The organism is Pseudomonas sp. YY-1, from assembly GCF_002843095.1.
GTDB classification, from domain to species: Bacteria; Pseudomonadota; Gammaproteobacteria; order Pseudomonadales; family Pseudomonadaceae; genus Aquipseudomonas; species Aquipseudomonas sediminis_A.
Map to the genome: position 1 here is coordinate 72,810 of NZ_PJLX01000016.1, position 26,093 is coordinate 98,902.

Here is a 26,093-nt window from a genome sequence, read left to right on the forward strand (position 1 = left end):
CCAGGCAGCCGCCCGCTCTTTTTTATCGCCTGCCAGCCATGGCGGCCACCCTTCGAGCCGTTGTGGAGCAAGGTCAGAATTGCTCCAGGCCATTGATTCGCAATAGGCCGCGCTGACGAAGTGTGGCTCAGGAGCTACACGTCATGAGTTTTCCATCCGGATTCCCCCCACCATTGACCTTTGCCGATTCGGACAAGAGCCCGCTGAGCATTCGGGCCAAGGCGCTGGTATTTGTCGATGCCCGTTCGCGCCAGTTGCGCGAGCGCGCCGAGGCGCTGGCGGACAATGGCCAGCCGTTGCTGATTCTCGGTGAAACCGGTACCGGTAAGGAGTTGCTGGCGCGCTATATCCACCGCCAGAGCGAGCGCGCCGGCCTGTTCGTGGCGGTGAGCTGCGCGGCAATCAGCCCGCAATGGGGTGAGGCCGAGCTGTTCGGGCATGTCGGCGGCGCCCATGTCGGCGCTGCCAGCAGCCGCGCCGGTTGGTTCGGTTCGGCCAATGGCGGCACGCTCTACCTCGACGAGATTGCCGATCTTTCACGCCCGTTGCAGAGCAAACTGCTGGCCGCACTGGAAACCCGCGAGGTGTATCGCGTCGGCGCCAGCCAGGCGTTGCCGGTGGACGTGCGCCTGGTGGCGGCGAGCAGCGTCGACCTGGCCCGCGCGGTGGCAGCCGGCACTTTCGACGAGCGCTTGTACGCCTACCTGTGCGACGGCCAACTGCGCTTCCCGGCATTGCGCGAGCGGGTCGGCGATATCCTGCCGCTGGCCGAATATTTCCTCGGTATCCATGCCTCGCGCCTGAACCTTGCGATACCGCCGATCAGCCCGGCAGCGCAGGCCGTACTGAAGTCCCATCGCTGGCCGGGCAATACCCGCGAGCTGGAGAACGTCATCCACTTTGCCCTGCTGCTGGCCGGCCATGAGGAAATCGGACCGCAGCATCTGGAGTTGCCAGGGGGCGTCTGATCGCCCCGGATTGCATCCGGGCTACGGCCCCATGACCTGTGCGTAAGACCGGTGCGCGCGGCGCACCCTACGGTGCTCACCGACCTGTAGCGCACCGGGAATCTCGCGTTCGCACGGTCTTACGTTCCGGGGCGTCGCGGGGCACAGACTACGGCGCCAGCAGCGACACCGACTTGACCTGGGCCCAGAGCGCCTGGCCGGCGTGAATACCCAACTGATCGAAGGAGTAACGGGTGATCCGCGCCAGCAGGCGCTGTTCGCCCAGACGCAGGGTCAACAGCATCTGCGCATCGAGCGCCTGCCAGCTTTCCACCGTCGCCGGCAGCAGGTTGAGCAGGCTGCTGCCTTCGGCACGTTGCAGGCCGAGGCTGACGTCACGCGCCTTGATCTTCACCCGCACCGGATGGCCGTTGGGCAACGCCGCGTGGGGCAGGCGCAGGCAGGCTTCGCTGCCGGGCAGGCGTAGTTGCAACAGGCCATAGGCAGCATCATGGCCGCAAACCTCGCCGTCGATCACCGCTTCGGCATCGTCATCGCTGGCGAAGGGCAGGTCGGCGCGTAGCAGGGTTTCCTTGAGCGGGCCGCTGGCGCGGACCAGGCCTTCGTCGAGCAGCACCAGATGATCGGCCAGGCGCGCCACTTCGTCCGGCGCATGGCTGACGTAGAGCACGGGGATGTCCAGCTCCTCGTGCAGCCGCTGCAGATAGGGCAGCACCTCCTGCTTGCGCTTGAGATCGAGCGAGGCCAGCGGCTCGTCCATCAGCAGCAGGCGCGGGCTGGTGACCAGCGCACGGGCGATGCCGACGCGCTGGCGTTCACCGCCGGACAGCGCCGAGGGCAGGCGCTCGAGCAGGTGACCGATGCCCAGCAGTTGAAGCGCCTGATCCAGTGCCACCTTGCGTTGCGATGCAGGGATGCGCCGCTGACCGTATTCCAGGTTCTTGCGCACGCTCAGATGCGGGAACAGGTTGGCGTCCTGAAACACGTAGCCGATGGCGCGCCGGTGGGCGGGGAGGAAGAAGCCGCGCTCGCTGTCCTGCCAGAGCTCGCCAGCCACTTGCAGATAACCTTGCTGTGGACGATCCAGCCCGGCGAAGCAGCGCAGGCAACTGGTCTTGCCGGAGCCGGAATGGCCGAACAGTGCGCTGACGCCTCGCGCCGGCAGGTCGAGGTCTACATCCAGACGAAAGCCCGCGTGCTGCACCAGAAAGCGCGCGCGAATACGACCGTCATTCGTCACGGGCAGAGGCGTGGTTTTGCCGAATCCAAACATCACCAGGCCCTCAGCTTGCCGCTGCGTCCGCCATACAGCGCCAGCAGGACGATGAAGGAGAAGGCCACCATTCCGCCGGCCAGCCAGTGCGCCTGGGCGTAGTTCATGGTTTCCACATGGTTGTAGATCTGCACCGACACCACCTGGGTCTTGCCGGGGATATTGCCGCCGATCATCAGTACCACGCCGAACTCACCGACCGTGTGGGCGAAGGCCAGGATCGCGGCGGTAACGAAACCCGGGCGCGCTAGCGGCAGTACGACGCTGAAGAACGTATCCCAGGGGTTGGCGCGCAAGGTTGCGGCGGCTTCCAGCGGGCCGCGGCCGATGGCCTCGAAGGCGTTCTGCAGCGGCTGCACGACGAAGGGCAGGGAATAGAAGATCGAACCGATCACCAGGCCAGTGAAGCTGAAGGTGAAGGTGCCCAGGCCGAGGCTCTGCGTTAGCTGGCCGAAGAAACCGTTGGGCCCCATGCTGACCAGCAGGTAGAAGCCGATCACCGTCGGCGGCAGTACCAGCGGCAGCGCCACCACGGCGCCGACCGGGCGCTTGAGCCAGGAGTCGGTGCGGGTCAGCCACAGCGCGATGGGCGTGCCGATGATCAGCAGCAGCACGGTGGTCAGCGAGGCCAGCTCCAGTGTCAGCAGGATGGCATCGAGGTCGTTCTTCGACAGCGGCATGGGCGGGTTCCGGCACCTGGCGTCTGGACAAACGTAGCCCGGATGCAATCCGGGGCCTGCTCAGGCAGATGGCCCCCGGATTGCATCCGGGCTACAGGGATTACAGTTTATAGCCGAACGACTCGATCACCTTGGCGGCTTCCGGACCTTTCAGGTACTCGACAAGTGCTGTCGCGGCCGGATTGTTCGCGCCCGGCTTGAGAATCACCGCATCCTGCCTGATCGGATCATACAGGGCCTCCGGCACGATCCAGGCCGAACCGCTGCTGAGCTTGCCGTCCTTGTACACCTGCGACAACGCGACGAAGCCCAGTTCGGCGTTACCGGTGGAGACGAACTGGTGCGTCTGGGTGATGTTCTGGCCCTCGACCAGCTTGGCTTTCACCGCCTCGCCCAGACTCAGCTTGTCCAGCACCTGGGTCGCGGCCAGGCCATAGGGCGCGGCCTTCGGGTTGGCGATTGCCAGATGCTTGAACTGGCCGGCTTTCAGCGCGGCGTCCGTGCCGTCGAGGTAGTTGGCGTCCGCCGACCACAGCACCAGGCTGCCGATGGCATAGGTAAAGCGCGAGCCTGGCGCGGTCGCGCCTTCGCTCTCCAGCTTGGCCGGTGTCGTGTCGTCGGCGCTGAGCAGCACATCGAACGGCGCGCCGTTCTGGATTTGCGCATAGAACTGCCCGGTGGCGCCGAAGGAGGCCACCAGCTTGTGCCCGGTGGCCTTCTCGAATTCAGGCGCGAGGGCCTGGATCGGCGCGGTGAAGTTGGCGGCGACAGCGACCTTGACCTCGTCGGCGATGGCGCCGCTGGTGAAGATCAGGCCGAGGGCGAGCAGGCTGTGCTTGAGCGGCTTGAGCATGGGGATTCCTTGTTGTTATCGGGTTGTGATCGGGTGTTGGCTCGACCCTGGCGGCAGGTCTGAATGCGGCAATCCTACATCGTTATGTTTTTTTGTATATAGCGCTATTGAGGTCTGTTTCCGTGGACGATCTTCGTGCGCACCGCTGCGAAGTCGAGCGCCTGCTGCTCGATGGCGTGGCCGACGCCTCGATCATGCCGACGCTGATCAGCGGCAACACCAACGCGTCGTACATCATGTCGGCGAGAAGGGCGCCGACCTGATCCGCCAGGGCTGAGCCCGGCTCAGCCCGTCTTGCGCTTGCCTGAAGACAGGCGCGAGACACCCAATAGCACCAGCGCCAGGCCGGCGATCTGGTACAGGCTGATGGCCTCGCCGAGCAGCGCCCAGGCGGCAAACATCGTCAGCACCGGGCCCAGGTTGCCGAACACAGCGGTATGGCTGGCGCCCATGCGCTGGATGGCCAGCGCCATCCAGTAGATCGGCAGCACCGCCATCAGCGCGCTGTATAGCCACACCTCATTCGGCAGGCTCGCCAGTTGCGTTGGCTCACCGCTGATGGCGTAGTGGATCAGCACCATGATCGCCGAGGAACCGCCGGCCAGCCCGGCCAGGCGCATCGAGCCAACCCGGCGAATCACCACGCCGGTGCCCAGGTAATACAAGGCGTAGGTCACCGCGCTGGCGAACACCCAGGCGGCCCCCAGTAGAATCTGCTCGCTGTCGCCTTCCACGCGGATGTCATGCACCAGGGCGATGCCCAGGCCCAGGTAGCACAGGCCCATGGCCAGGAAGGTACGCGGGCCCGGTCGCTCGCCCAGCGCCAGCATCTGCAACAGCAGCACCAGCGTCGGATAGGTGAACAGGATCAGCCGCTCCAGCCCGGCGCTGATGTATTGCAGGCCGTAGAAGTCGAACAGGCTCGACAGGTAGTAACCGAGCATCCCCAGCAGCAGAACGTGCGCCCAGTCTTTCGCTGACAGTCGCGCTTGCCCGGTGCCACGGCTCAGCCACAGCAGCCAGGCGAACAGCGGCAGGGCCAGGCCCATGCGCAGGCTCAGCACGGTGATGGCGTCCACCGGCGCGGCGGCATAGGCGAGTTTGACGAACACGGCTTTCAGGCTGAAGCCGGTGGCCGAGAGCACGGCGAACAGCACGCCGTTGTCCAGGCTGCGTCGGTACGAGGCGGTCAGAGCATTCATGAGCAACGCTGCGGCAGGGAAGTGAGCTGTTATTCTGAGTGGAAAGCTAAGCAGCCAGAATCGCAATTTCACGAAGATGGCTTTCTGTTTTGGAGAAGGCTTCATGCATTTCGACCTGCCCGACCTGCGCTTGATCGCGGCGATTGCTGCAACCGGCAGCCTGAGCAAGGCGGCGGCGACCTTCCCCGTCGCCGTGTCGGCGGCCAGCACCCGCCTGCGCCTGTTCGAAGAACGCTGCGGGCTGACGCTGTTCGTGCGCAGCAGTGACGGTATGAGCCTGACCCCCGCCGGACGCCTGGTACTGGAGGCCTGCCAGGGCGTGCTGAAGGAGGCCCGCCAACTCAGCGAAACCCTGCAGGAGCTCAAGGGCGAGCGGCGCATCACCCTGCGCCTGGCGGCGTCCACGGTGGCCAACAGCACCTTCCTGCCTGCGGCGCTCGGGCCGTTCCTGGCCGACTACCCCGAGGTGGATCTGCAACTGGCCGAGTACAACAGCAAGGATGTGCTGCAGGCCGCGCGGGAAGGCAGCATCGACATCGGCGTTTACGACGGCAACCTGGCCACCGATGATCTGCTATCGCTGCCGTTTCGCAACGACCGCCTGGTGCTGCTGGTGCCGCATGGGCATGCGTTGATCGAGCAACGCCCGGCCTCACTACGCGCTGCGTTCAACTTCCCCTTCGTCTGCCTGCCTGCCGAACGGGCGATGCAACGCTTCATCGAGTACATGGCGGTGCGTAACGCCTTGCCGCTGAAGGTGCGCGTGCGTGCGCCGAGCTTCGATGCCATCGCTCAACTGGTGGCACAGGGCGTCGGCGTATCCATGCTGCCCGAGGTGGCCGCGACCCGCTTCGCCCAGGAACTGCCGGTAGCGGTGGTGATGCTGGAGGATGTCTGGGCCACCCGTGAATTACGCCTGTGCGTGCGCAGCTGGGAGGCGCTGTCATCCCATGCGCGCCAGTTGGTCAGCTACCTCTCGCCTGAGCGGCCATCCGGCGACAGTCTGGACGTATGACGTACAGAACCGCTCGCCGCTGAAGCGCCTCCCACGGTGCGTGGCTTGAGCGGCTGCGCTCCGGTGTTGATGCATGCAGTGTGGGAGGGGCTTTCGGCTCTGGCATCCTGCTTCGCTCTACCTCCTGCATCCATGCAGTCGTAGCCGCGACAAGCGCCGCTCAAGAACCGCCCACCACGCATCACTTGAAGAACTGGCTGGGCGTCAGGCCGAACTGCTTCTTGAACATGGTGGTGAAGGCGCTGGGGCTGTCGTAGCCCAGCTCCCCGGCGATGTCGATGATCTTCTCGCCCAGGGCGATGCGCTCCAGGGCCAGCAGCAGGCGCGCCTGCTGGCGCCACTGGCCGAAGGTCATGCCGGTGCCTTTCTGGAACAGGCGCTGGATGGTCTTCTCGTCCAGACCCAGGCGGATGCTCCAGTCGGCCAGCGTGGAGGCGTCGCCGGGGTCGTCCTGCAGTGTCGTGCAGATTGGCTGGACGCGCGGATCGGCCGGCTGCGGCAGGTGCAGCGGCAGGGTCGGCAGAATGCGCAGTTCATCGAGGATCAGGCGCATCACCCGTGCTTCGCGCGAGTCGTCGGCGTAGGGTTGGGTGATGTCCACGGCGGCGCGGATCAGCTCGCCCAGCAGCGGCGAGATGGCCACGGCGCGGCACTCGGCGGGCATGTCCGGCAGGCTGTCGGGGCGCACGAACACGCTGCGCATCCGCACGCTGCCTATGCAACGAATCGCATGCACTTGGCCGCAAGGCATCCAGATGCCGCGGCTCGGCGGCACCGTCCACTGGTTCAGCGCCGAGGTCACCACCATCACCCCGGAAATGGCGTAGATCAGCTGGTGCTTGTTGCGGTGCGAGTGCGGCTCGATGACGGCGTTGACCGGGTAATCGGTGGCGCTGCTGCTGACCAGCCAGGGTGATGCGTCGATCTCGGCCAGTAATTTATCGGCTAAGCGCATGAGGCTGCCTTTTTTGCGAGGGTTGTTTCCCGATCTTCGTGAGACAGGCGGTTGGGCGCAGCCTAGCATAGCGGCGTTCCTCATCTCGTTCGGAAGCTTCAAGCATGTCCAGCAGCCCTGCCGCTACCTCCCTGGCCGGCGCGTCGCCCGTCAGCCAGGCCAGCCCTCTGGTGATGCGCGTGATCGGCGCCTGCGCCCTGGCGCACCTGATCAACGACCTGATCCAGGCGGTGTTGCCCGCCATCTACCCGATGCTCAAGCTCAACTACGGCCTGAGCTTCGCCCAGATCGGCCTGATCACCCTGACCTTTCAGCTCACCGCCTCGCTGCTGCAGCCCTGGGTGGGCTACCACACCGACCGCCATCCCAAGCCCTGGCTGCTGCCGGCCGGCTCGCTGTGCACCCTGGTCGGCATCCTCATGCTGGCCTTCGTTGGCAGCTTCCCGGCGATCCTCATGGCTTCGGCGCTGGTGGGTATCGGCTCGTCGACCTTCCACCCCGAAGCGTCGCGCATCGCTCGCCTGGCCTCGGGCGGGCGCTACGGCCTGGCGCAGTCCACCTTCCAGGTCGGCGGCAATGCCGGCACCGCCTTCGGCCCGCTGCTGGCGGCGGCGATCATCATTCCCTACGGCCAGGGCAACGTCGCCTGGTTCGGCCTGTTCGCCGCCTTCGCCATCGTCGTGCTGTACGGCCTGAGCCGCTGGTACCGCCACCACCTGACGCTGTTCAAGCTCAAGCAGGGCGGTGTGGCCACTCACGGGTTGTCAGCCGGGCGGGTGAAGTTCGCCTTGCTGATCCTGGCGCTGCTGGTGTTCTCCAAGTACTTCTACATGGCCAGCTTCACCAGCTACTTCACCTTCTTCCTGATCGAGAAGTTCGACCTGTCGGTGGCCAGCTCGCAGCTCTACCTGTTCCTGTTCCTCGGCGCGGTGGCGGCCGGCACGTTCTTCGGTGGGCCGATTGGCGACCGCATCGGGCGCAAGCAGGTGATCTGGTTCTCCATCCTCGGTGTGGCGCCGTTCTCCCTGCTGCTGCCGCACGTCGACCTGTTCTGGACTGGCGTGCTGAGCATGGTGATCGGCTTCATCCTCGCCTCTGCATTCTCCGCCATCGTGGTCTTCGCCCAGGAGCTGATGCCGGGCAACGTCGGCATGATCGCCGGGCTGTTCTTCGGCCTGATGTTCGGTTTCGGCGGCATCGGCGGCGCGCTGCTCGGTTACCTGGCGGACATTCACGGCATCGAGGAGGTGTTCCTGATCTGCTCCTTCCTGCCGCTGCTGGGTATCCTCACTGCGTTGTTGCCGTCGCTCAAAAAGCATTAGCCGTTTACCACCCGCAAGTAAGGACAACCATGATCACCTGCTACCTGCGCTACATCGTCGATCCCTACAAACTCAAGGAATTCGAGCACTACGCGAAGCTGTGGATTCCGTTGGTAGAGCGCTTCGGCGGTACGCACCACGGTTATTTCCTGCCGTCCGAGGGCGCCAACGACGTGGCCCTGGCGCTGTTCAGCTTCCCCAGCCTGGCTGAATACGAGCGCTATCGTCAGGATTCCTTCGCCGACGCCGAGTGCCAGGCGGCCTTTCGCTACGCCGAAGAGACACGTTGCATCCTCAGCTACGAGCGCAGCTTTTTCCGGCCCGTATTCGACTAGAACGACGCATGCCCGTGGTGGTGAGCTAAGCGAATCGTCGCCACACGCTGGCCAGCCAGGGCTGCTGGTCGCGTGGCAGGCCGGCGGGGCGGTAGTAGTGTTCCAGCTCGACGAAACCGGCCGCCGTGAGCCGCGCGCGCCAGCGTTCCAGGTCGTGATAGCTGCCGTAGCGCGGGCCGTTCCAGCCTTCCTGATTCTCGCCGCGCGGGTTGGAGCTGAACAGCACGCCGCCTGGTTTCAGCGCTGCCTGCAACTGGCTGAGCACGCGCGGCAGCTCCTGATCGGGCACATGGAACAGGCTCGCGTTGGCGAAGATGCCATCGAAGTGGCCGGCCGGCAGATCCAGCTCCAGAAAACTTTGCTGCCAGACCTCGCAGCCGCTGTCGGCGCGCGCCATGGTGACGAACTCTGCGCAGCCATCGAGGCCGATGGCGGTATGGCCGAGGCCGCTGAAGGTGCGCAGATCACGCCCCGGACCACAGCCAAAATCGAGGATGCGCCAGGGCTTTTCGCCCTCGATATGACGCAGCAGCGCGGCGATGTTCTGGCTCACGTCATGGTCGCGCGTGCCCTCGCGAAAGTCCTCGGCGCTGCTTTGGTAGTGGGCCAGGGTGAGGGCGCTGATCTGCGTGAGTTCGTCGGGGCTCAGGGGCATCGCGATGTTCCGGCAAAAGTAGGCATTAGACCCGCTCGGGGGACCGGTGGCTAGCGAGACGGCTTATGCCTCCTGGCCGTTAATGAACCACCGCTGCGCTTTAATAGTCACATTTCCTGAGGGGTGTAAATCGGCTGGCTACAGCCGGGCGCCCACAATCAAGGAGATAACGCGATGGTTACGCACTACAAAGTCTCTGGCCACCTTGCCTGTGGCTCTCATGGTGAAAAACTGCCTTCCACCACCGAGCTGGGCAAGGTCAAATGCCGCAATTGCCGCAAGACCGAAGTCTTCACCGAAGCCCGTCGTAATGCCCGTAATGCCGCGCGCCGGGCTGCCCGTCGTGAGAAGGCCGCGCGTGCCGTCAATGACTGGCGTACCTCCTGGGAAGCGCGCCTGACCGCCTTGCCGGGCCGCCAGCGCCTGCCGCGCGGTTTCGGCGATCAGGCATTCGTCTAGCCTGGATATTGGCGGGCGGGATGACCTCCCGCATCCGCCCGCGCTACCAATGACTGTAGGCGCCGCGCCCCACGGCGAATGGATCATGCGACTCGATAATGCGCTATGACCGCATTCGTCTCGCGCCGGGGCGGCGCTCCTGCAGTCATCACCCACGGTTCACTTCTACGAACGCTCCGGGTTTTCTTGGGTTCGATCCGCGCAACAGGCTGTTCACGCGTTTGCCCCACCGCATAGCCATGACGTAAATTGGCCGGCTCACCTCGACCGGCACTGGCCGGTCATGCCTCGAGGTTCTGCCGTGTCCGCTGCCCCCGTTTCCGTCTACCGGCTTCCCGGTTTCCTGCCGTTTCTCATTGCCCGCATCGTGGTGGTGTTCGCCGTACAGATTCAGGCCATCGTCGTGGCCTGGCAGGTTTACGACCTGACGCGCGACCCGCTGTCGCTGGCCTATGTCGGCCTGGCTCAGTTCATTCCCATGCTGGTGCTACTGATGCCGGCCGGCGATCTGATCGACCGTTACGATCGCAAGCTGATCCTGATGCTCAGTTGGCTGGTCGAAGGCGTGTGCGCCGGAGCGTTGTTGTGGCTGTCGCTGAGTGGGGCACCGGTCGCCTGGTACTACGCCGTGCTGGTGCTGTACGGCTGTGGCCGCGCCTTCACCGGTCCGGCGTTGTCCAGCCTGCTGCCACAGATCGTGCCGCGCGAGCGCCTGGCTGCGGCCATCGCCGCTAATAGCATGATCATGCGCGGCGCTACCATTTCCGGCCCGGTGATCGGTGGTGGTCTGTACGCCATCGGTGGCGGTGGGCTGACCTACTCGGTGTGTCTGGCCTGCTTCCTCGCCGGCACCGCCCTTATGTTGCGGGTGCCCGTGCGCTATGCGGAAAAGATGCAGGCACTGGAAGCTACCGCTTGGGCGCGTTTTACCGCGGGCATCCACTTCATCCGCACGCGGCCGATCATCCTCGGCACCATCTCGCTGGACCTTTTCGCTGTGCTGCTCGGCGGCGTGATCGCGCTGCTGCCTATCTACGCCCAGGAGGTGTTGGAAGTTGGGCCGACAGGCCTCGGTCTGCTGCGCAGTGCCATGGCCATCGGTGAGGTGTCGGTCGGGTTGTACCTGAGCATGAAGCCGTTCAACCGCCATGTTGGGCTGGTGATGTTCGGCGCGGTGGCCCTGTTCGGTGTGGCCAACCTGGTGTTCGCCCTGTCCAGCCTGTTCTGGTTGTCGTTCGCCGCGCTGGTGGTGGCCGGCGGCGCGGACATGGTGAGCATGTACATCCGTTCCTCGCTGGTGCAGTTCTCCACACCGGACACCATGCGTGGTCGTGTAAATGCGGTGAACATGCTGTTCATCGGCTCTTCCAACGAGCTCGGCGAATTCCGCGCCGGCACCAGCGCTGCCTGGTTCGGCGTGGTGCCGGCAGCGCTGATCGGTTGCGCCTGCACCCTGACCGTGACTGGCGGCTGGATGCTTGGCTTCAAGAGCCTGCGCAAGGTCGACCGCTTCGAGGATGCCTCGCCGAGCAAGACGGCCTGACGTAGGGCGTCCCGGTACGCCCTACGCGCTGCCCTAGACGCGGCCGTGTAATGAGGCGAACCCCGACTACCCCAAACGCAGCAACGGCCTGAGCTTCAAGCCAAGCAGGGTACCAACCAGGCAGAACAGGCCGAACACCCAGCCTGACGCCGCGCCAGCCATCACCCCGGACAGCAGCGTGCCCACCGTGCAGCCCAACGCCAGCAGGCTGCCCCAACCCAGCAGCACGCCGCCGAGCAGGCCGCGTAGCCAATCACGTGGTGCACCGCCGCTGGGGCGGAAATCGCCTGCGGCCAGGGCGCTGGCCCAGGCCGCGCTGACCAGGCCGATGACGAACAGGCCGTTGTTCGACAGCAGGGTTTCCTTGATCACCGTGGCGCAGCCGGAAAAGCCGTCGAGCCCCTCCAGGCGTTCGGGTAGCCAGCCCAGGCTATCGGCGCTGGTGCGCGCCAGGCTGCCCAATTCGGCTGTCACCCCCAGCGGGGCGACGCGAAAGTAGGCCAGCACCGCCAGCCCACCGATCAGCACCCCGCCGACCCAGGTCGGCCAGCGTGCGCCGAACAGCAGCGACCATAGTCCCTGTGTCTCGGAAGCTGTGCCCGCCTGGCGATAACGCAGCAGCCAGGCGGCAAGCGCGCCAAGCAGGATCAGTTGCAAGAGCAGGGATCCGCCGTAACCGAGCTTGCCCGGCAACCACAGCACCGGCGCCTCCTGCAGGGCGGCCAGGTACAGCGGATTCCAGCTGAGAAAGCCTAGGGCGAAGCCAAGCAGGGCGCCGGCGAGTGCAGCCAGTGAGGCGAAGTTGCCTTCACCGAGGCGGTACAGGTGCGCACTGATGCACGAGCCGGAAATCGCCATGCCGATGCCGAACACCGTGGCGGCCAGAGCCAGCACCCAGCTCAGCGGGCCTATATGGGCATCCGGTGGTAGGCGTCCACCGCTGGGGTCTGGCAGGAAGGCGCCGAACACCGCGTGATAGCCGAGGGTGCCGACCGCCAGAGCGGCGAGCAGACCGAGCAGGCCGTCCGGCACACGGCGTTCGACGAAGTCGCGCGTCACGCAGAAGAAGCAGAAGCGTGAACGCTGTAGAAACAGGCCGAACAGCGCGCCGCTGGCCAGTGAATAGCCGAAGGCACGGCCCTGGTTACTGCCATCGGACAGTTGCCAGATGAAGGCGAGCAGGGCGAGAGCGAGCAGGCCCGCCAGGGTGATGGGGAGCACTGCGCGAGTGGAGACGATACTGGCGGTCATGGGTTGTCCTTTCTGACCGTGATGACGAAAACGGCCCTGGGCGTCAGGCCAGGGCCGTGTTTTGCGTGACTGACATTTGTTTTGTAGGAGCGGCTTCAGCCGCGAGAATCACGGATAAATCCGCTCCTACAGGAAGCATCAGCCTTGGGGGATGAATTCGCGTTGGTGGTGAATCGCTGACGCGTGATTCACCACCGCACCGAGTGTTCGCTTACTTGCCGCCCCAGACGGTGCCGGCCACGTTCACCACCGGTACGCCCACGGCATTGCCGTATTCGGTCCAGGAACCGTCGTAGTTGCGCACGTCGTAGCCGAGGATTTTCTTCAGGGCGAACCAGGTATGGCTGGAGCGCTCGCCGATGCGGCAGTAAGTGATGATCGGCTTGCTGCCGTCGATGCCGACTGCGCCGTAGACCTTCTTCAGCTCTTCAGCCGATTTGAAGGTGCCATCAGCAGCGACCGCCTGGCCCCAGGGCACGTTCACTGCGCCTGGTACATGGCCGGCGCGCACGGCCAGCTCCTGCACGCCTTGCGGAGCGAAGACCTTGCCGTTGTATTCGTCAGCCGAGCGGATATCCACCAGTTGCGTGTCGCTGCGCTTCTCGGCGGCTGCGAGTACGTCCGGGAGGAACGCGCGCAGATCCTTGTTGGCTGCCTTCACGGTCACGTTACCGGCAGTCGGTGTGCTGGCGCGGCGGTCCAGCTGGCGGCCTTCGGCTTCCCACTTGGCGCGGCCACCGTCGAGCAGTTTGACGTTGTCGACGCCATACACGTCGAACACCCAGGCGCCCCAGGCAGCGAACCAGTTGTTGTTGTCACCGTAGATGATCGTGGTGCTGTCGTTATTCACCCCGGCCTTGCGCAGCAGTTGCTGGAAGGCTTCCTGGCTGGCGATGTCACGGCGTACCGGATCGACCAGGTCGCTGTGCCAGGCGAAGTTCACCGCGCCCGGGATGTGCCCGCGTTCGTAGACGCCGGGCACCACACTGACTTCGATGATGCGTACCTTGGGATCTTTCAGGTTCTTTTCCAACCAGTCGGTGCTGACCAGGTACTCGCTTGCGGCATGCGCCGTCACCGATTGCAGCAGAGCGGCGGCGAGCAGTGCGCCGGCGCCGAATAGGGTCTTGATCTTCATTGTGTTGACCTCGTTGTCGTTGGCAGTTTTGCGGCTGATTAGCCTTTGTCGATGCGAGATATGGGTTTTCCATGCATGTTGGTTGTGGCTCTAACCTCCTTGTCAGCTGTACAGCGACGCTTGTGGGCCCTGGCCGCTGAGCAGCCAGTGGCCGAGGTCGCGCACCTTGTAGTCGATGGGGTCGTGCAGGCTGTGCACGCGCACGTTGCGCCAGAAGCGGTCGAAGCCGTAGCGCGAGCTGGTAGCGCGGGCGCCCATGGCTTCGAAAATCTGGCTGGTGATGTCGAGGGCGGCGCGCACCGCCACCACCTTGGCCTCGCTGATGGCCAGCGCCACTTCGGCGCGTTCGGCGGCGGTCAGTGCCGGTTTTTCCCAGGCGGTTTGCAGGCGCTGGGCGGCGTGTTCGGCCAGGGGCAGGGCGCTGCGATAACGCAGCCACAGCTCGCCGTAACGCTGCTGGATAAATGGATCATCGCTGGCATTGGCCACGCCCGATGCTGGCCAGGCGCGACTCTGTTCGCGGGTGTAGCGCAGCGCTGCGTCCAGCGCGCCCTGGGCGTTACCCAGGTAAAGCTGGGTGAGGATCAGTTGCGACAGGCAGGCGCGCAGCGTGGTGCGCGGGCTTGGGCCGACCGGACCGAGCAGCTCGCTGGTGTCGACGAATACCTGCTCGAACTGCACCGTGCCGCTGTCAGTCTGGCGCTGGCCGAAGCCGTCCCAGTCGCTGTTCACCGCCAGGCCCTCGCGCTGGCTGGGCAGAACGATGAAGACGCGGTCTTCCGGTTTCTTGCTGCGCTGCACGCCGATCACCAGCGCATCGGCGCCGAGCGCGCCGGAGCAGAACGACTTGCTGCCATTGAGCTCGTAATGTTCCTCGCGCGGAGCGAGCGTGAGGCCGGTGTCGCGACCATTGGTGGCGTTGCCCCAGAACCAGCGCTCCTGCACCGTGCGCGTCAGCCAGTGGCGCTGCTGATCGGGGTTGCCGAACAGCAGGATGGTCGCCACCTGCAGGTGCTGGAAGGCAAACAGGTGGGCCAGCGAGCTGTCCACCGCCGCCAGGTAACGGGTGATGCGATAGATTTCCGGCCAGGCCACGCCCTGACCGCCGTACTGCTGCGGCACGGCCAGGGTCAGCAGGCCGCTTTCACGGATCAATTCGCGTTCGGCCTGGGCGCTGCCGCCAGCACGATCACGTTCCACCGCGCTGGCCGCCAGGCGCCGGGCCAGGCGTTCGACCTTGGCCGTGCGGCTGCCGAAGTCCACGGGGAACAGGTGCGCGGCGAACAGCGGTTCGTCGCGCAGGCTGGGATGCAGGCGGGCCTCGGCGCTCATTGCGGGCTCCAGATGCTCACTTCACGGGCATCCACTGAGGTCGGCAGCAGGCTGGCGCCGTAGAAGGCATCGGCGATCTTCTGCTGCTCGGCGAGGCTGTCTGGCTGTACCAGACGCACTTGGTAGCTGCGTTTGGCGTTGGCTTTCTCGACGATGGCCGGGTCGAGGTTGCCCCACAGCGGGCCGAGGATTTCAGCCGCCTGGCGCGGGTTGGCGCGCAGCCAGTCACCGGTCTTCACCAGCTCGGCGAACACGGTCTGCAGCACCTGCGGATGGCTCTTGGCGAACTTGGCGCTGGTCAGGTAGTAGCGCTGGTAATCGGCCAGACCCTTGCCGTCGGCGAGGATGCGCGTCGGCAGCTGTTGCTGCGCGCCGCTGAGGAAGGGTTCCCAGGTGACCCAGGCGTCCACCTTGCGGTTCTCGAAGGCGGCGCGGCCGTCGGCAGGGGTCAGGTAGGCGGGTTCGATGTCGCTGAACTTCAGGCCGGCCTGGTTCAGTGCGGCGATCAGCAGGTAGTGCACGCCGGCTGCCTTGGTCACGGCGACCTTCTTGCCCTTGAGGTCGGCCAGGGTTTTGATCGGCGAATCCTCGCGCACGATGATCGCCTGCGCGCTGGGAGAGGGCGCTTCCTGAGCGAAGTAGGCGAGGTCGGCACCGGCAGCCTGGGCGAATACCGGCACGGTGTCGGCGACATCGGCGGAGAGGTCGATATTGCCGACGTTGAGCGCCTCCAGCAGCGGTTGGCCGTTGGGGAATTCGTGCCAGCTGATCTTGATGGCCTGATCGGCCAGTGCCTTCTCCAGGGTGCCCTGGCTCTTCAGCAGGCTGATCAGCGTGGAGGATTTCTGGTAGCCGATGCGCAGTTGCTCGGCGGCCTCGGTAAGCGGAGCGACGAGCAGGCCGATGGCCAGCGAGGCGGCGATCAGTGTGCTGCGTTTGGAATGAGTGTTGGACATGGCGGCTCTCGATACGAACACGTGCCGGCCATGGGATTGCGGCGGATCACGCGTACTTCAGTGTTTAGAAAAAGAAGTCCGGTGATCCGGTGAAGAGAAGCTAGTCGATATAAAAAGCAGTTGTTAAATAATTTTTAGGAATTAGCTAAGGCCAGTTTGTCAGGCGCGGCGGGGGCCCTGTGCGGGCTGGCGAAGCAAGCCGTCAGAAGTGGCTCGCAGGATTCGCGGATGAATCGGCTCCTACGCAGCGAGTTGCATCGGGATCAGGCTTATATTCTTTTTAGTTACTACAAGGTGAAAAATAATTCTTTTTAGGGATTAACGCTCGTCTCGTAGATTAGCCACCAGCCGACAGCGGACCACCGCATCGGGCCCGAATCAGGGGCTCTTAGAACCTGTTCCCGATCTCGCGAGCTAGAGTCAGGCAAGGCGAAACCAGGCGAAAAAGCGCAGTTTACGAGCTGTAAATGAGCATTTTGAGCCTGGTTTCAACGCAGCATGGCCGACGCGCAGCAGATCGTGACCAGGTTCGTATGCCAATCCGCCGAGACCAGCGCCATGTCCGCTGTCCTGCCGAGCCCCTGTGCAGTGCCAACCCCAGAACAGCACACAAAGCACTTGGAGCATCGAGCATGAAAAAATCCACCCTGGCCTTGGCCGTCACGCTGGCCGCCATCGCCAACCAGGCCACCGCCGCCGGTTTCATCGAAGACAGCAAGGCCAGCATCGGCCTGCGCAATTTCTATTACGACCTGAACAACAAGAACACCGCCAACAACAACGGCGAGGCGCAAGAGTGGGGTCAGGGTTTCATCTTCAACTACAGCTCCGGTTTCACTCAGGGCACCGTCGGTTTCGGCCTCGACGCCATCGGCCTGCTTGGTGTGAAGCTGGACTCCGGCGGCACCGCAAGCAAGGCCGGCCGTGATCGCACCCCAGGCCAGCTGTTCCCGCTCGATAGCGACGGCAGCGCCGTGGACGACTACAGCAAGGCCGGCGTGACCGCCAAGGTGCGCCTGTCCAAGACCGAGGCGCGTATCGGCACCCTGCTACCGAAGCTGCCGGTGGTGACCTTCAACGACGGCCGCCTGCTGCCGCAGACCTTTGAGGGCGGGCAGATCACCTCCAACGAGATCGACGGCCTGACCCTGACCGCCGGCCAGCTGGAAAGCACCAAGACCCGTAGCTCCACCGACGACATCTCTCTGCGTATCGCCGGCGCCACCGGTGACGCCGACAGCAACAAGTTCTACTTCGCCGGTGGTGACTACAAGCTGACCAAGGACCTGACGCTGCAGTACTACTACGGCAACCTGGAAGACTTCTACAAACAGCACTTCCTCGGCCTGGTGCACAACTGGGCGATCGGCCCGGGTTCGCTGAAGACCGACCTGCGTTACTTCGACAGCAACTCCGACGGCAAGAACGGCAGCGCCTCCGGCCGTGCCGATGGCTACCGCAGCGCCGGCTACTGGCGTGCTGGCGATAGCAGCACCGGCGAGGTCGACAACCAGACCTGGAGCGCGCTGTTCACCTATACCCTGGGCAGCCACTTCGCCAGCCTGGGCTACCAGCAGGTCGAAGGCGACAGCGCCTTCCCGTTCCTCAACCAGGGCGGCGGCAGCTCGTCCTACCTGATCACCGACCGCCAGATCGGCAAGTTCCAGAACGCCGGCGAGCGCACCTGGCTGGCCGAGTACGGCTATGACTTCACCAAACTCGGCGTCCCGGGCCTGAAGGCCAGCGTCGCTTACCTCAAGGGTGACAACGTCGACTCCGCCAACGGTGACCTGAAAGAGTGGGAGCGCGACTTCCGCCTCGACTACACCCTGCAGGATGGCCCGCTGAAAGGCCTCGGCGTGTCCTGGCGCAACGCGACCCAGCGCGGCAACGTCACCACCGACGCCGACGAAAACCGCCTGATCCTGAGCTACACCCTGACCCTGCTGTAACCCACGAACCTGCCAAAAGTCTGCTGCGCGTCGGCACTGCTGCGTTAAAAACAGGCTCGGAATGCTCATGTACAAAAGTACACTCCGCTTCCTCGCCTCTTTTTGCCTTGCATCGCTCTAGCTCGCGATCCTTTGGGCAGGTTCTAACCCCAGTGACATCTCCTGACCGGCCCGCCAACGGGCCGGAAGGCCATATATCCACGAGGAGATGACCATGAAGAAGAATGCCTTGCGTGTTGGCCTGGCGGCGCTGTTTGCCGCCTGGTTGCCAGCCGCCGTACATGCCGCACCACCGAAAGAAGTCCGCCTGGACTACGCCTACTACGCCCCCACCAGCCTGGTGCTCAAGCAGCAGGGCTTGCTGGAAAAAGCCCTCGCGCCGCAAGGCATCGCCGTCAAATGGACATTCAGCCAGGGCAGCAACCGCTCGCTGGAATACCTCAACGGCGGTAGCACCGATTTCGCCTCCACCGCCGGCCTGGCTGCCGTGCTCAGCCGCGCCAACGGCGCACCGATCAATACCGTCTACGTCGCCAGCCGCCCGGAATGGACAGCGCTGGTGGTGCCCAAGGACTCGCCCATCCAGTCGCTGGCCGACCTCAAGGGTAAAAAGGTCGCCGCCACCAAGGGCACCGACCCTTTCCTGTTCCTCCTGCAAAGCCTGCAGAAGGCCGGGCTGGACAAGAACGACGTGGAAATCGTCCACCTGCAACACCCAGACGGTCGCGTCGCCCTGGAGCGCGGCGACGTGCAGGCTTGGGCCGGGCTTGACCCGCTGATGGCGGCCAGCGAGCTGCAGGCCGGTTCGCGCCTGCTGTACCGCAACCGCGACTTCAACAGCTACAGCGTGCTCAGCGTCACCGAAAAGTTTGCCAAGGAGCAGCCCGAGCTGATCCAGCAGGTGATTGCCGCCTACGAACAGGCGCGCCAGTGGGCCATCGCCAACCCCGATGCTCTGGCCCAGTTGCTCGCCGACGAAGCCAAGCTGCCGTTGGAAGTGGCCAAGCTGCAACTGTCACGCACCGACTTCAGCAATCCGCAGCCGGGCGCCGAACACATCAAGGCGCTGAAAGCCTCTGCCCCCATACTGCTCGACGAGCAACTGGTGCGTCCGGGTACCGACGTCGCTCAGGTGGTCGACCAACTGATCCAGCCGCAACTGGCCGCTCAGGTGATCGGCAGCAACGTGGCCAAGGCGGGGAACTGACCGATGGGCGCGCTCAACCTCGTCATCGGTCGCTGGGCTGAACGGCTTCCAGGCTGGCGGCCGGCACTGACCGACCTGCGTGGTTGGGTGGTGCCCCTGCTGCTGCTGGCCCTGCTGGAAGCCCTGTTGCGCAGCGGCGTATTGCCCGCGCACCAGATGCCTGCGCCGAGCCAGGTGGCGCAAACCCTGTACCTGCTGGCGCAGAGCGGCGAGCTGTGGCGGCATCTGAACGCCAGCCTGCTGCGCGTCGGTGCCGGTTTTGCCATCGGCGCCGCGCTGGCCATCCTCATCGGCACTTGGGTGGGCCTTAGCCGCCGCGCCGAAGCCTATCTGGAGCCGACCTTCCAGGCGCTGCGGGCGATTCCCAGCCTGGCCTGGGTGCCGCTGTTACTGCTCTGGCTGGGCATCGACGAAACGCCGAAGATCGTGCTTATCGACCTTGGTGCCTTCTTCCCGGTGTACCTGGCGCTGCTCGCCGGCATCCGCAACATCGACCGCAAACTGGTGGAAGTGGGCCGGCTCTACGGTCTTTCGTCCCTGGCGCTAGTGCGCCGCATCCTCCTGCCCGCCGCGCTGCCGAGCCTGTTCACCGGCCTGCGCGGCGCGCTCAGCCTAAGCTGGATGTTCCTCGTCGCCGCCGAACTGATCGCCGCCACCCGTGGCCTCGGCTACCTGCTCAGCGACGGCCGGGAAACCTCGCGGCCGGATCTGGTGATCGCTGCCATCCTGCTGCTGGCGCTGCTCGGCAAACTCAGCGACAGCCTGCTCAAGGTCTGGGAAACCCGCGCCCTGCGCTGGCGCGACAGCTTCCAGGGTGGGGAGGGCGGAGCATGAGTGCGCTGCTGAAACTGCAGAATATCCACAAGGCCTTCGCTGACGTACGTGTGCTCGAAGACGTCAGCCTGAGCCTGGCCGCTGGCGAAGTGGTCAGCCTGCTCGGCCCCTCCGGCTGCGGTAAAAGCACCTTGCTGCGCATCGCCGCAGGGCTGGATCAGGATTATCAGGGCGGGCTGGAACTCAACCCGCTGCTCAACTTCGGGCGTGGTAGCGGCATCGGCGTGGTGTTCCAGGAGCCTCGGCTGATGCCCTGGCTAAGCGTCGCGCAGAACGTCGGCTTCGCCGATGGCTGGGTGGCGGATGATAAATGGGTGGAACAATTGCTGCGTGACGTCGGCCTGCACGGGCGTGGCGAGGCGCTGCCCAAGCACCTCTCCGGCGGCCAGGCCCAACGCGTGGCCATCGCCCGCGCCCTGTATGGCAAACCGCAAGTACTGCTGCTGGATGAGCCCTTCAGCGCAGTGGACGCCTTCACCCGCATGAAACTGCAGGATCTGCTGGTGGAACTGGCCGCTCGCTACGAAATCGCCGTTCTGCTGGTCACCCATGACCTCGACGAAGCCTTCTACCTCAGCGACCGCGTGCTGATCCTTGGCGGCACACCAAGCCGATTGCAACGCGAACTGGCCGTGCCCCTGACCCGCCCTCGCGACCGCCGCTCGGCGGAGTTGGCCTACTTGCGCGGTGAAGCATTGACGGAGCTCTATCAGTCGCACGTGCTGTAAACGAACTCTTCAAGGTGGAGTACTTTTTCGGGCCGTAAGGCCCGATTTTTTTACCCGCGCCGCACGCGCAGGCTTTTGTAGCTCGGATGAAATCCGGGGGCTTTGTCAGGGCGAGGTTTCAGAGGTTATGGCGGGTATGAAACCGAACGGTTCATTCGCATGAAGACGCTCTACCCAGACTACTTGCTGACGTAGGGCGGCCTCGCTCGCGAAGCGAGCAGCCCGCCAGGCCGTGCCGAGACCGGAGCCTGCGGCCAACACATCATTGGCGTACTGCTTCGCGAGTACGCCCTACACGCTGTGCATGCGCCTAGATCTCTGAAAATGGTATTACACAGAGCTTTCCTGTTATTAGGCTTACTAGTTGGTACATGAACTGCTTTGGAAGAATTGCTACAGCTTCTGTAGCCATGGGCCTTAATTCACCTTGCATAATTTCTTCAATTTCGCTAGGCCTGTATCTGGCTGAGTGGCCTAAGTAAAACATCAATAAGTATGAGTTGCATAAGTGGTGATAGCTGCCTTCTTGAAGTGAGCAGTAGTATCTGTATCCATTCCTCGTAAGTATTGAGGCGATTCCTAGAGTGGAATACTCCTTTAATATATTTTTATATATTGCCGGCCAGTTTTGATTATTTACTCGCTTTCGCTTCGCGCTCCTGTGAATTATTTTTGAATCTTTTTCATAAGGGTCGAGAAAGTAATCCTTGCGATTTCTCTTGAGAAATTTGCTGGTATCAAGGCTGGCTTCTAGGCCCTTAGAGTATTCAACCTCTGTCATTAGATATGTTGAGCTTTCATTTACGCAAAATCTAATGTTTATAGGTAGATATTTGGGGTCTTTGAAAAATCCTAGATTTCGACTAATTCCGCTGAGTTCTGGGATAAATGTGCATACGTGGCGAAGGGTGATTTCATGCTTTCCGACAACAGGAGTACCTAATATTTTTGAAAACTCCAAAAATATATTTGTGCAGTTGCTTATTTTTCCGGATATTGTAAGTGCATGCCTCTTGCCGTGCGTATTTGTTATTCCGTGATGCTCGACAACATCCTCTAGGTTGACCTTGTTGACTGAGAGTAATGCCTTTACTAGGTTCATCATTCCGTAATAGTAAAGTGTTCCTTTGGCAGGCATCTCAACTGATTTTGCAGCCTTGTAGAAGTTCTCGGCCAGAGATGCAAAATATCTGGCTCTCTTGAAGCAAGTTCTATTATTGCCTGCAGACTTGTCAACTCTTTCGAGAAGATGACCATGCATAAACGACCAAGGGTCTGCTGTAAGTATTGCTGGCTCTGCAGGCTCCATCAATATGTGCGAGTATCGGACGTTTTGATATTTGTATTTTGCTTCTTTTACTTCTTGAAGAGCCATATGATCTCGTTTTCTTAGACTGATTTGGCCGGTATAACGTTTGGTTAAGGGCGGGCTTTAGCCCGTCCCAGTGAGCGAAGCGAACGAATTGAGCCAGTTTTTATATGGCGGTTGCATGAAATCTGCTGTGTAAACGACAGATTTCGTCAACAATTGGTTGTGCCTCAAATTTGTGCCCGAGGATTTCGAATATACCTGTGTCAACATAGAAGGCTCTAAATAAATGAGCCGGTACGCCGTCGCTTTCAATAGGGCCGCCGACATAGGCAGGAATAACATGGCCCACAATAGGGCTGCTGTTCAGGTAGTGGTCAAGGTTTTCATCAAAGTGCTCTAGCTTGTTTCTTAGATTTCTGTCACGCAAAGGACTTTCATCGGAAAGTTCTAGAAGTAACTTAAGTTCTGCTCCTCGATTTGCGTGTAAATTTTCTTTTCCTGATTTAGAAGGCCAAGCATATCGAGATATCGCTGCAGCATGAACGAAGATGTTTTGAAGGTGGTTTAGAATTGCATCCTGTAATTCTCCACCGATCTCGTAGTTTCCCGCTGTTTCGTTTGTCATAGAAATAAACTCTGCCAAGAAGTCAATGGAGAGCATGGCTGCTTCGCAATGAAATCTAATGCTTTGCATATAAAATGCTATAGCTGGTGGCCAGATTCCTTCTGACATAGAGATGCACCTTACTTTTGGGTAGCCATATAACGCTTTGCTCACCGGAAAATTGGGAGCGTAGCGAGTAATTTTTCCGGGTGCAGCAACTTGTTAGGCTTATTCACTGGAATGCGTCCATAAGCAAGAAAGTCCCCGGTGATCTTTGATGCTTGTCTATCAGCGGCACCAGCCTCTTGAAGTGCTCGGTGTTGCAATGAGCATCCAAAGCTGCGCGGTCAGGCCACTCCTCTATGAAGGTGAAATGGCCAAGATCTTTTTGGTTGATGTAAAGGTCATAGGAAATGCACAGAGGCTCTTCCTTGGTTCTTGCCACAAGCTCTCGATACAGAGGCATAACGTCCTGAATGTGTTCTAGCTTGATGAAATCTTGAGCAATAACTTTCAGCATCCTGTGTACTCCCGAATATTCAGCCTAATTATTAATTAGGCGACATTCATATCGCGTGTCCATGCTAAACCTGTCGCATAACCTTCCTTGTCGTCCTGCAAGTCCTTGTTTCGCTTGAGGGCGGTCGCGTGAAACGCGACAACCTCTGGGGAGAAACGCGACATAGATAACGGCAAGCCCAATCTGCTAGATCACTGCACCAACAGAGCCAAACCAAAACCTAGTCCATCCAACGCAAGGCTGTCCATGCTTCGTGGGCAAAATGCCATATTGGCTTTTTACCGTTGGAGAATCGCCGCTCCAGACCTTCCCAAACCCACCCACAAATTTTGTGAACACCCCTGTGGATAACCTCTGCAAAAGCCCTCCGCGCCTAGCATTCAAGCGGGCCTCGGCAGGCCGTTCAATTTTTGTCCAATGACGTTGTACTGGCGTTATCGCCAGGCGGAATATCGCTTTTAATCAATCACTTGGGTCTGGTTTTCAACCGCGGGGCAGGGCGGGGTGTATTGCCGGGCGTCGTGCACAGAATCTGGGGAAAGTGCTGTGGATAAGATGCGGGAAAACTCGTCCAGGCTAGGTGGGGCAAGGGCTGCGTGGGGCTGGTGGTTTTTCGTACGGTGACGCGCGGCTGTCATCTTTCGTGGCTATAGTGGCCGGTCGATTTTTAGCCGCTGGAGCCTTCGATGCCTGACTCGTCTGAACGTCCCGCCCCGGTCAGTTTGCTGCAGGCCTTCTGGTTCTGGTTGAAGCTGGGGTTGATCAGCTTCGGTGGGCCGGCGGGGCAGATTTCGATCATGCATCAGGAGTTGGTGGAGAAGCGCCGCTGGTTGTCCGAGCGGCGTTTTCTGCATGCGCTGAATTACTGCATGTTGCTGCCGGGGCCGGAGGCGCAGCAGTTGGCTACCTATATCGGCTGGTTGATGCACCGCACCTGGGGCGGGGTGATCGCCGGGGTGCTGTTCGTGTTGCCGTCGCTGCTGATCCTGATCGTATTGTCCTGGGTCTACCTGGTGTTCGGCGATGTGCCGCTGGTGGCCGGGATCTTCTATGGCATCAAGCCGGCGGTGACGGCCATCGTTCTGCAGGCGGCCTGGCGTATCGGCGGGCGGGTGTTGAAGAACGCCTGGCTGTGGGCTATCGCGGCGGCGGCCTTCGTCGCCATCTTCGCCTTGCAGCTGCCGTTCCCGCTGATCGTGCTGGGCGCCGCGCTGGTGGGGTACATCGGTGGGCGGCTGGCGCCGCAGCACTTCGCGGTCGGCGCCGGGCATGGCGAGGCGGGTGGGGCGCATGCGCCGGCATTGATCGATGACGACACGCGCCTGGCGCACACGCATTTTCGTTCCAGCCGGCTGGCGTTGATCCTGCTGGCCGGCGTGGTGCTCTGGTTGCTGCCGATGGGCCTGCTGACCTTGGCGTTCGGCTGGCAGGGCACGCTGACGCAGATGGGTTGGTTCTTCACCAAGGCGGCGCTGCTCACCTTTGGCGGTGCCTATGCGGTATTGCCCTATGTGTATCAGGGCGCAGTGGGTCACTACGGCTGGCTGACGCCGACGCAGATGATCGATGGCCTGGCGCTGGGTGAAACCACACCGGGGCCGTTGATCATGGTGGTGGCGTTCGTCGCCTTCGTCGGCGCTTACGGCCAGCCAGTGTTCGGTGGCGATTCGGCCTTCGCCAGCGGTGCGCTGGCGGCGGTGCTGGTTACCTGGTTCACCTTCCTGCCGTCGTTTCTGTTCATCCTCGCTGGCGGGCCGCTGGTGGAGTCGACCCACGGGCAGTTGACCTTCACCGCGCCGTTGACCGGGATCACTGCCGCCGTGGTCGGGGTGATCCTCAACCTGGCGCTGTTCTTCGGTTATCACGTGCTCTGGCCCGAAGGCTTCGCCGGGGCGTTCGATTGGATGTCGGCGTTGATCACCCTGGGTGCCGGGGTCGCGCTGCTGGGCTTCAAACGCGGGGTGATCGAGACGCTGCTGGCTTGTGCGCTGGCGGGGCTGCTGGTGCAATGGCGGCTTTGAGCGCAAGCGGGAGAACTCAATGCAGCGTTTGACGCTGGAGCGTCGCCAGGTCTGGGTGTACCTGGTCGGGATCGTACTGGGGCTGCTTCTCGGCAGCCTGTGGCCGGGCATCGGGCAGTTCAGCGAGTGGCTGTTGTGGCCGGCGCTGATGTTGCTGCTGTTCGCCACCTTCGTACAGGTGCCGCTGCTGCATCTGCGCGAGGCATTCGCCGACCATCGTTTCGTCCTCGCGGTGCTGCTGGGCAATTTCGTCCTGCTGCCGCTGCTGGTGTGGGGCCTGTTGCAGTGGCTGCCGGACGATCCAGCGCTGCGCCTGGGCGTGCTGCTGGTGCTGCTGGTGCCCTGCACTGACTGGTTCATCACCTTCAGCCAGTTGGGCGGTGGCAACGTGCCGCGCGCCATCGCCATCACACCGCTGAACCTGCTTGTGCAATTGCTCCTGCTGCCGCTGTACCTGTGGCTGATGGCCGACGCGCAGCTCACCACGACGCTGGGTCTGGGCGATGTCTGGCCGGCCGTGCTGGTGGTCGTGTTGCCGTTGTTGCTGGCGCTGCCAGTCCAGTGTTGGATCGAGGCGCGTGCCGAGCGTGAACGGCTGCGCGACCACCTGGCCTGGTGGCCGATCCCACTGCTGGGGCTGGTGCTGCTGTTGATCGCCGCCGCCCAGGTCGGTGCGGCGCGCTCGGCGTTGGCACTGTTGCCCATGCTATTGCCGCTGTTCGCCGGGTTCCTGTTGCTGGCAGCGCTGCTGGCCAAGGGGCTGGCCCTGCTGCTGCGGCTGCCGCGCGAACAGGGACGTACCCTGGCGTTCAGTATGGGCACGCGCAATTCCTTCGTCATGCTGCCGTTCGCCGTGGCGCTGCCCGCCGGCTGGGAACTGGTGGCCCTGGTGATCGTGTTGCAGTCGCTGGTGGAGTTGTTCGGCATGCTGCTGTACCTCTGGGCGCTGCCGCGTTATTTGTTTCGCTAGCAGGCCCG

25 protein-coding genes and 1 pseudogene are annotated in these 26,093 nt (G+C 62.7%); 13 read left to right on the forward strand and 13 right to left on the reverse strand.

Annotated features, from left to right (window positions below; translation table 11 throughout):
* Positions 1-143: 143 nt before the first annotated feature.
* A complete protein-coding gene (locus CXP40_RS20040; protein ID WP_106735161.1) occupies positions 144-968 on the forward strand; it encodes a sigma 54-interacting transcriptional regulator in 825 nt (274 codons plus the stop codon).
* A 148-nt stretch (positions 969-1,116) separates the two neighbouring features.
* Here the strand turns inward: CXP40_RS20040 and modC are convergent, their stop codons facing one another.
* The 3 genes from modC to modA form a co-directional block, all read right to left on the reverse strand.
* The gene (gene modC / locus CXP40_RS20045) at positions 1,117-2,241 is read right to left on the reverse strand and encodes a molybdenum ABC transporter ATP-binding protein (RefSeq protein WP_106735162.1); all 1,125 of its coding nucleotides are present in this window, start codon (positions 2,239-2,241) and stop codon (positions 1,117-1,119) included.
* Complete coding sequence (gene modB, locus CXP40_RS20050) at positions 2,241-2,921, reverse strand: molybdate ABC transporter permease subunit (RefSeq protein ID WP_041980364.1); 681 nt, start codon at positions 2,919-2,921, stop codon at positions 2,241-2,243. Before modB ends, modC begins: the two co-directional genes overlap by 1 nt.
* 100 nt (positions 2,922-3,021) lie before the next feature.
* Positions 3,022-3,774 carry a molybdate ABC transporter substrate-binding protein gene (gene modA / locus CXP40_RS20055; protein WP_106735163.1) on the reverse strand — a complete coding sequence of 251 codons (753 nt, stop codon included), beginning with the start codon at positions 3,772-3,774 and terminating at the stop codon, positions 3,022-3,024.
* Between the two features lie 125 nt (positions 3,775-3,899).
* Between modA and CXP40_RS23720 the strand changes: the two are divergent.
* Positions 3,900-4,039 (forward strand): annotated as a pseudogene (locus CXP40_RS23720) (hypothetical protein); the annotation flags it as partial.
* Positions 4,040-4,058: 19 nt separating this feature from the next.
* On the opposite strand, the gene CXP40_RS20060 reads toward CXP40_RS23720, so the two are convergent.
* Positions 4,059-4,976, reverse strand: coding sequence for a DMT family transporter (locus CXP40_RS20060; protein ID WP_106735164.1), 918 nt, complete (start codon positions 4,974-4,976; stop codon positions 4,059-4,061).
* 103 nt (positions 4,977-5,079) lie between these two features.
* Between CXP40_RS20060 and CXP40_RS20065 the strand changes: the two genes are divergently transcribed.
* The gene (locus tag CXP40_RS20065; protein WP_106735165.1) at positions 5,080-5,991 is read left to right on the forward strand and encodes a LysR family transcriptional regulator; all 912 of its coding nucleotides are present in this window, start codon (positions 5,080-5,082) and stop codon (positions 5,989-5,991) included.
* Positions 5,992-6,172: 181 nt separating this feature from the next.
* On the opposite strand, the gene CXP40_RS20070 is transcribed toward CXP40_RS20065, so the two are convergent.
* Positions 6,173-6,946: a helix-turn-helix domain-containing protein gene (locus CXP40_RS20070; protein WP_106735166.1), complete on the reverse strand. Its 774-nt coding sequence runs from the start codon at positions 6,944-6,946 to the stop codon at positions 6,173-6,175.
* Between the two features lie 104 nt (positions 6,947-7,050).
* On the opposite strand from CXP40_RS20070, the gene CXP40_RS20075 reads away from it, so the two are divergent.
* Positions 7,051-8,268: an MFS transporter gene (locus CXP40_RS20075; protein ID WP_106735167.1), complete on the forward strand. Its 1,218-nt coding sequence runs from the start codon at positions 7,051-7,053 to the stop codon at positions 8,266-8,268.
* Between the two features lie 29 nt (positions 8,269-8,297).
* Positions 8,298-8,603 carry an NIPSNAP family protein gene (locus CXP40_RS20080; RefSeq protein ID WP_036998898.1) on the forward strand — a complete coding sequence of 102 codons (306 nt, stop codon included), beginning with the start codon at positions 8,298-8,300 and terminating at the stop codon, positions 8,601-8,603.
* Positions 8,604-8,628: 25 nt separating this feature from the next.
* Here CXP40_RS20080 and CXP40_RS20085 read toward each other — a convergent pair whose 3' ends face one another.
* Complete coding sequence (locus CXP40_RS20085; RefSeq protein WP_106735168.1) at positions 8,629-9,258, reverse strand: bifunctional 2-polyprenyl-6-hydroxyphenol methylase/3-demethylubiquinol 3-O-methyltransferase UbiG; 630 nt, start codon at positions 9,256-9,258, stop codon at positions 8,629-8,631.
* Between the two features lie 174 nt (positions 9,259-9,432).
* On the opposite strand from CXP40_RS20085, the gene CXP40_RS20090 reads away from it, so the two are divergent.
* Both CXP40_RS20090 and CXP40_RS20095 read left to right on the forward strand, forming a co-directional pair.
* Positions 9,433-9,717 carry a hypothetical protein gene (locus CXP40_RS20090; RefSeq protein ID WP_041980354.1) on the forward strand — a complete coding sequence of 95 codons (285 nt, stop codon included), beginning with the start codon at positions 9,433-9,435 and terminating at the stop codon, positions 9,715-9,717.
* 283 nt (positions 9,718-10,000) lie between these two features.
* Complete coding sequence (locus CXP40_RS20095) at positions 10,001-11,260, forward strand: MFS transporter (RefSeq protein WP_106735169.1); 1,260 nt, start codon at positions 10,001-10,003, stop codon at positions 11,258-11,260.
* Positions 11,261-11,326: 66 nt separating this feature from the next.
* Here CXP40_RS20095 and CXP40_RS20100 read toward each other — a convergent pair whose 3' ends face one another.
* From CXP40_RS20100 to CXP40_RS20115, 4 genes are all read right to left on the reverse strand, one after another.
* Complete coding sequence (locus tag CXP40_RS20100) at positions 11,327-12,511, reverse strand: YeeE/YedE thiosulfate transporter family protein (protein ID WP_106735170.1); 1,185 nt, start codon at positions 12,509-12,511, stop codon at positions 11,327-11,329.
* Between the two features lie 211 nt (positions 12,512-12,722).
* A complete protein-coding gene (locus CXP40_RS20105) occupies positions 12,723-13,649 on the reverse strand; it encodes a sulfurtransferase (protein ID WP_106735171.1) in 927 nt (308 codons plus the stop codon).
* A 102-nt stretch (positions 13,650-13,751) separates the two neighbouring features.
* Complete coding sequence (locus CXP40_RS20110) at positions 13,752-14,981, reverse strand: acyl-CoA dehydrogenase family protein (protein WP_106735172.1); 1,230 nt, start codon at positions 14,979-14,981, stop codon at positions 13,752-13,754.
* Positions 14,978-15,937: an aliphatic sulfonate ABC transporter substrate-binding protein gene (locus CXP40_RS20115; protein WP_106735173.1), complete on the reverse strand. Its 960-nt coding sequence runs from the start codon at positions 15,935-15,937 to the stop codon at positions 14,978-14,980. Before CXP40_RS20115 ends, CXP40_RS20110 begins: the two co-directional genes overlap by 4 nt.
* Positions 15,938-16,569: 632 nt before the next feature.
* Here CXP40_RS20115 and CXP40_RS20120 point away from each other — a divergent pair.
* From CXP40_RS20120 to CXP40_RS20140, 4 genes are all read left to right on the forward strand, one after another.
* Positions 16,570-17,889: an OprD family porin gene (locus CXP40_RS20120; protein ID WP_106735174.1), complete on the forward strand. Its 1,320-nt coding sequence runs from the start codon at positions 16,570-16,572 to the stop codon at positions 17,887-17,889.
* Positions 17,890-18,103: 214 nt separating this feature from the next.
* Entirely contained in the window at positions 18,104-19,096 is a 993-nt protein-coding gene (locus tag CXP40_RS20130; protein WP_106735175.1) for an aliphatic sulfonate ABC transporter substrate-binding protein, read from the forward strand.
* Between the two features lie 3 nt (positions 19,097-19,099).
* Entirely contained in the window at positions 19,100-19,930 is an 831-nt protein-coding gene (locus CXP40_RS20135; protein WP_106735176.1) for an ABC transporter permease, read from the forward strand.
* On the forward strand, positions 19,927-20,658 hold the full coding sequence (locus tag CXP40_RS20140; RefSeq protein WP_106735177.1) for an ABC transporter ATP-binding protein: 732 nt from the start codon (positions 19,927-19,929) through the stop codon (positions 20,656-20,658). The genes CXP40_RS20135 and CXP40_RS20140 overlap by 4 nt, the downstream gene beginning before the upstream one ends.
* A gap of 310 nt (positions 20,659-20,968) precedes the next feature.
* Here the strand turns inward: CXP40_RS20140 and CXP40_RS20145 are convergent, their stop codons facing one another.
* From CXP40_RS20145 to CXP40_RS20150, 3 genes are all read right to left on the reverse strand, one after another.
* Positions 20,969-22,033 carry a YaaC family protein gene (locus tag CXP40_RS20145; protein WP_157831699.1) on the reverse strand — a complete coding sequence of 355 codons (1,065 nt, stop codon included), beginning with the start codon at positions 22,031-22,033 and terminating at the stop codon, positions 20,969-20,971.
* A 100-nt stretch (positions 22,034-22,133) separates the two neighbouring features.
* On the reverse strand, positions 22,134-22,703 hold the full coding sequence (locus CXP40_RS23725) for a hypothetical protein (protein WP_157831700.1): 570 nt from the start codon (positions 22,701-22,703) through the stop codon (positions 22,134-22,136).
* 103 nt (positions 22,704-22,806) lie between these two features.
* A complete protein-coding gene (locus CXP40_RS20150; RefSeq protein WP_106735178.1) occupies positions 22,807-23,094 on the reverse strand; it encodes a putative quinol monooxygenase in 288 nt (95 codons plus the stop codon).
* 686 nt (positions 23,095-23,780) lie between these two features.
* On the opposite strand from CXP40_RS20150, the gene chrA reads away from it, so the two are divergent.
* Together chrA and CXP40_RS20160 are read left to right on the forward strand one after the other, a co-directional pair.
* Positions 23,781-25,115, forward strand: a complete 1,335-nt coding sequence (gene chrA / locus CXP40_RS20155; RefSeq protein ID WP_106735179.1) for a chromate efflux transporter — start codon at positions 23,781-23,783, stop codon at positions 25,113-25,115.
* Positions 25,116-25,134: 19 nt separating this feature from the next.
* Positions 25,135-26,085, forward strand: a complete 951-nt coding sequence (locus CXP40_RS20160; RefSeq protein ID WP_106735180.1) for a bile acid:sodium symporter — start codon at positions 25,135-25,137, stop codon at positions 26,083-26,085.
* The last annotated feature ends 8 nt before the right edge of the window (positions 26,086-26,093 follow it).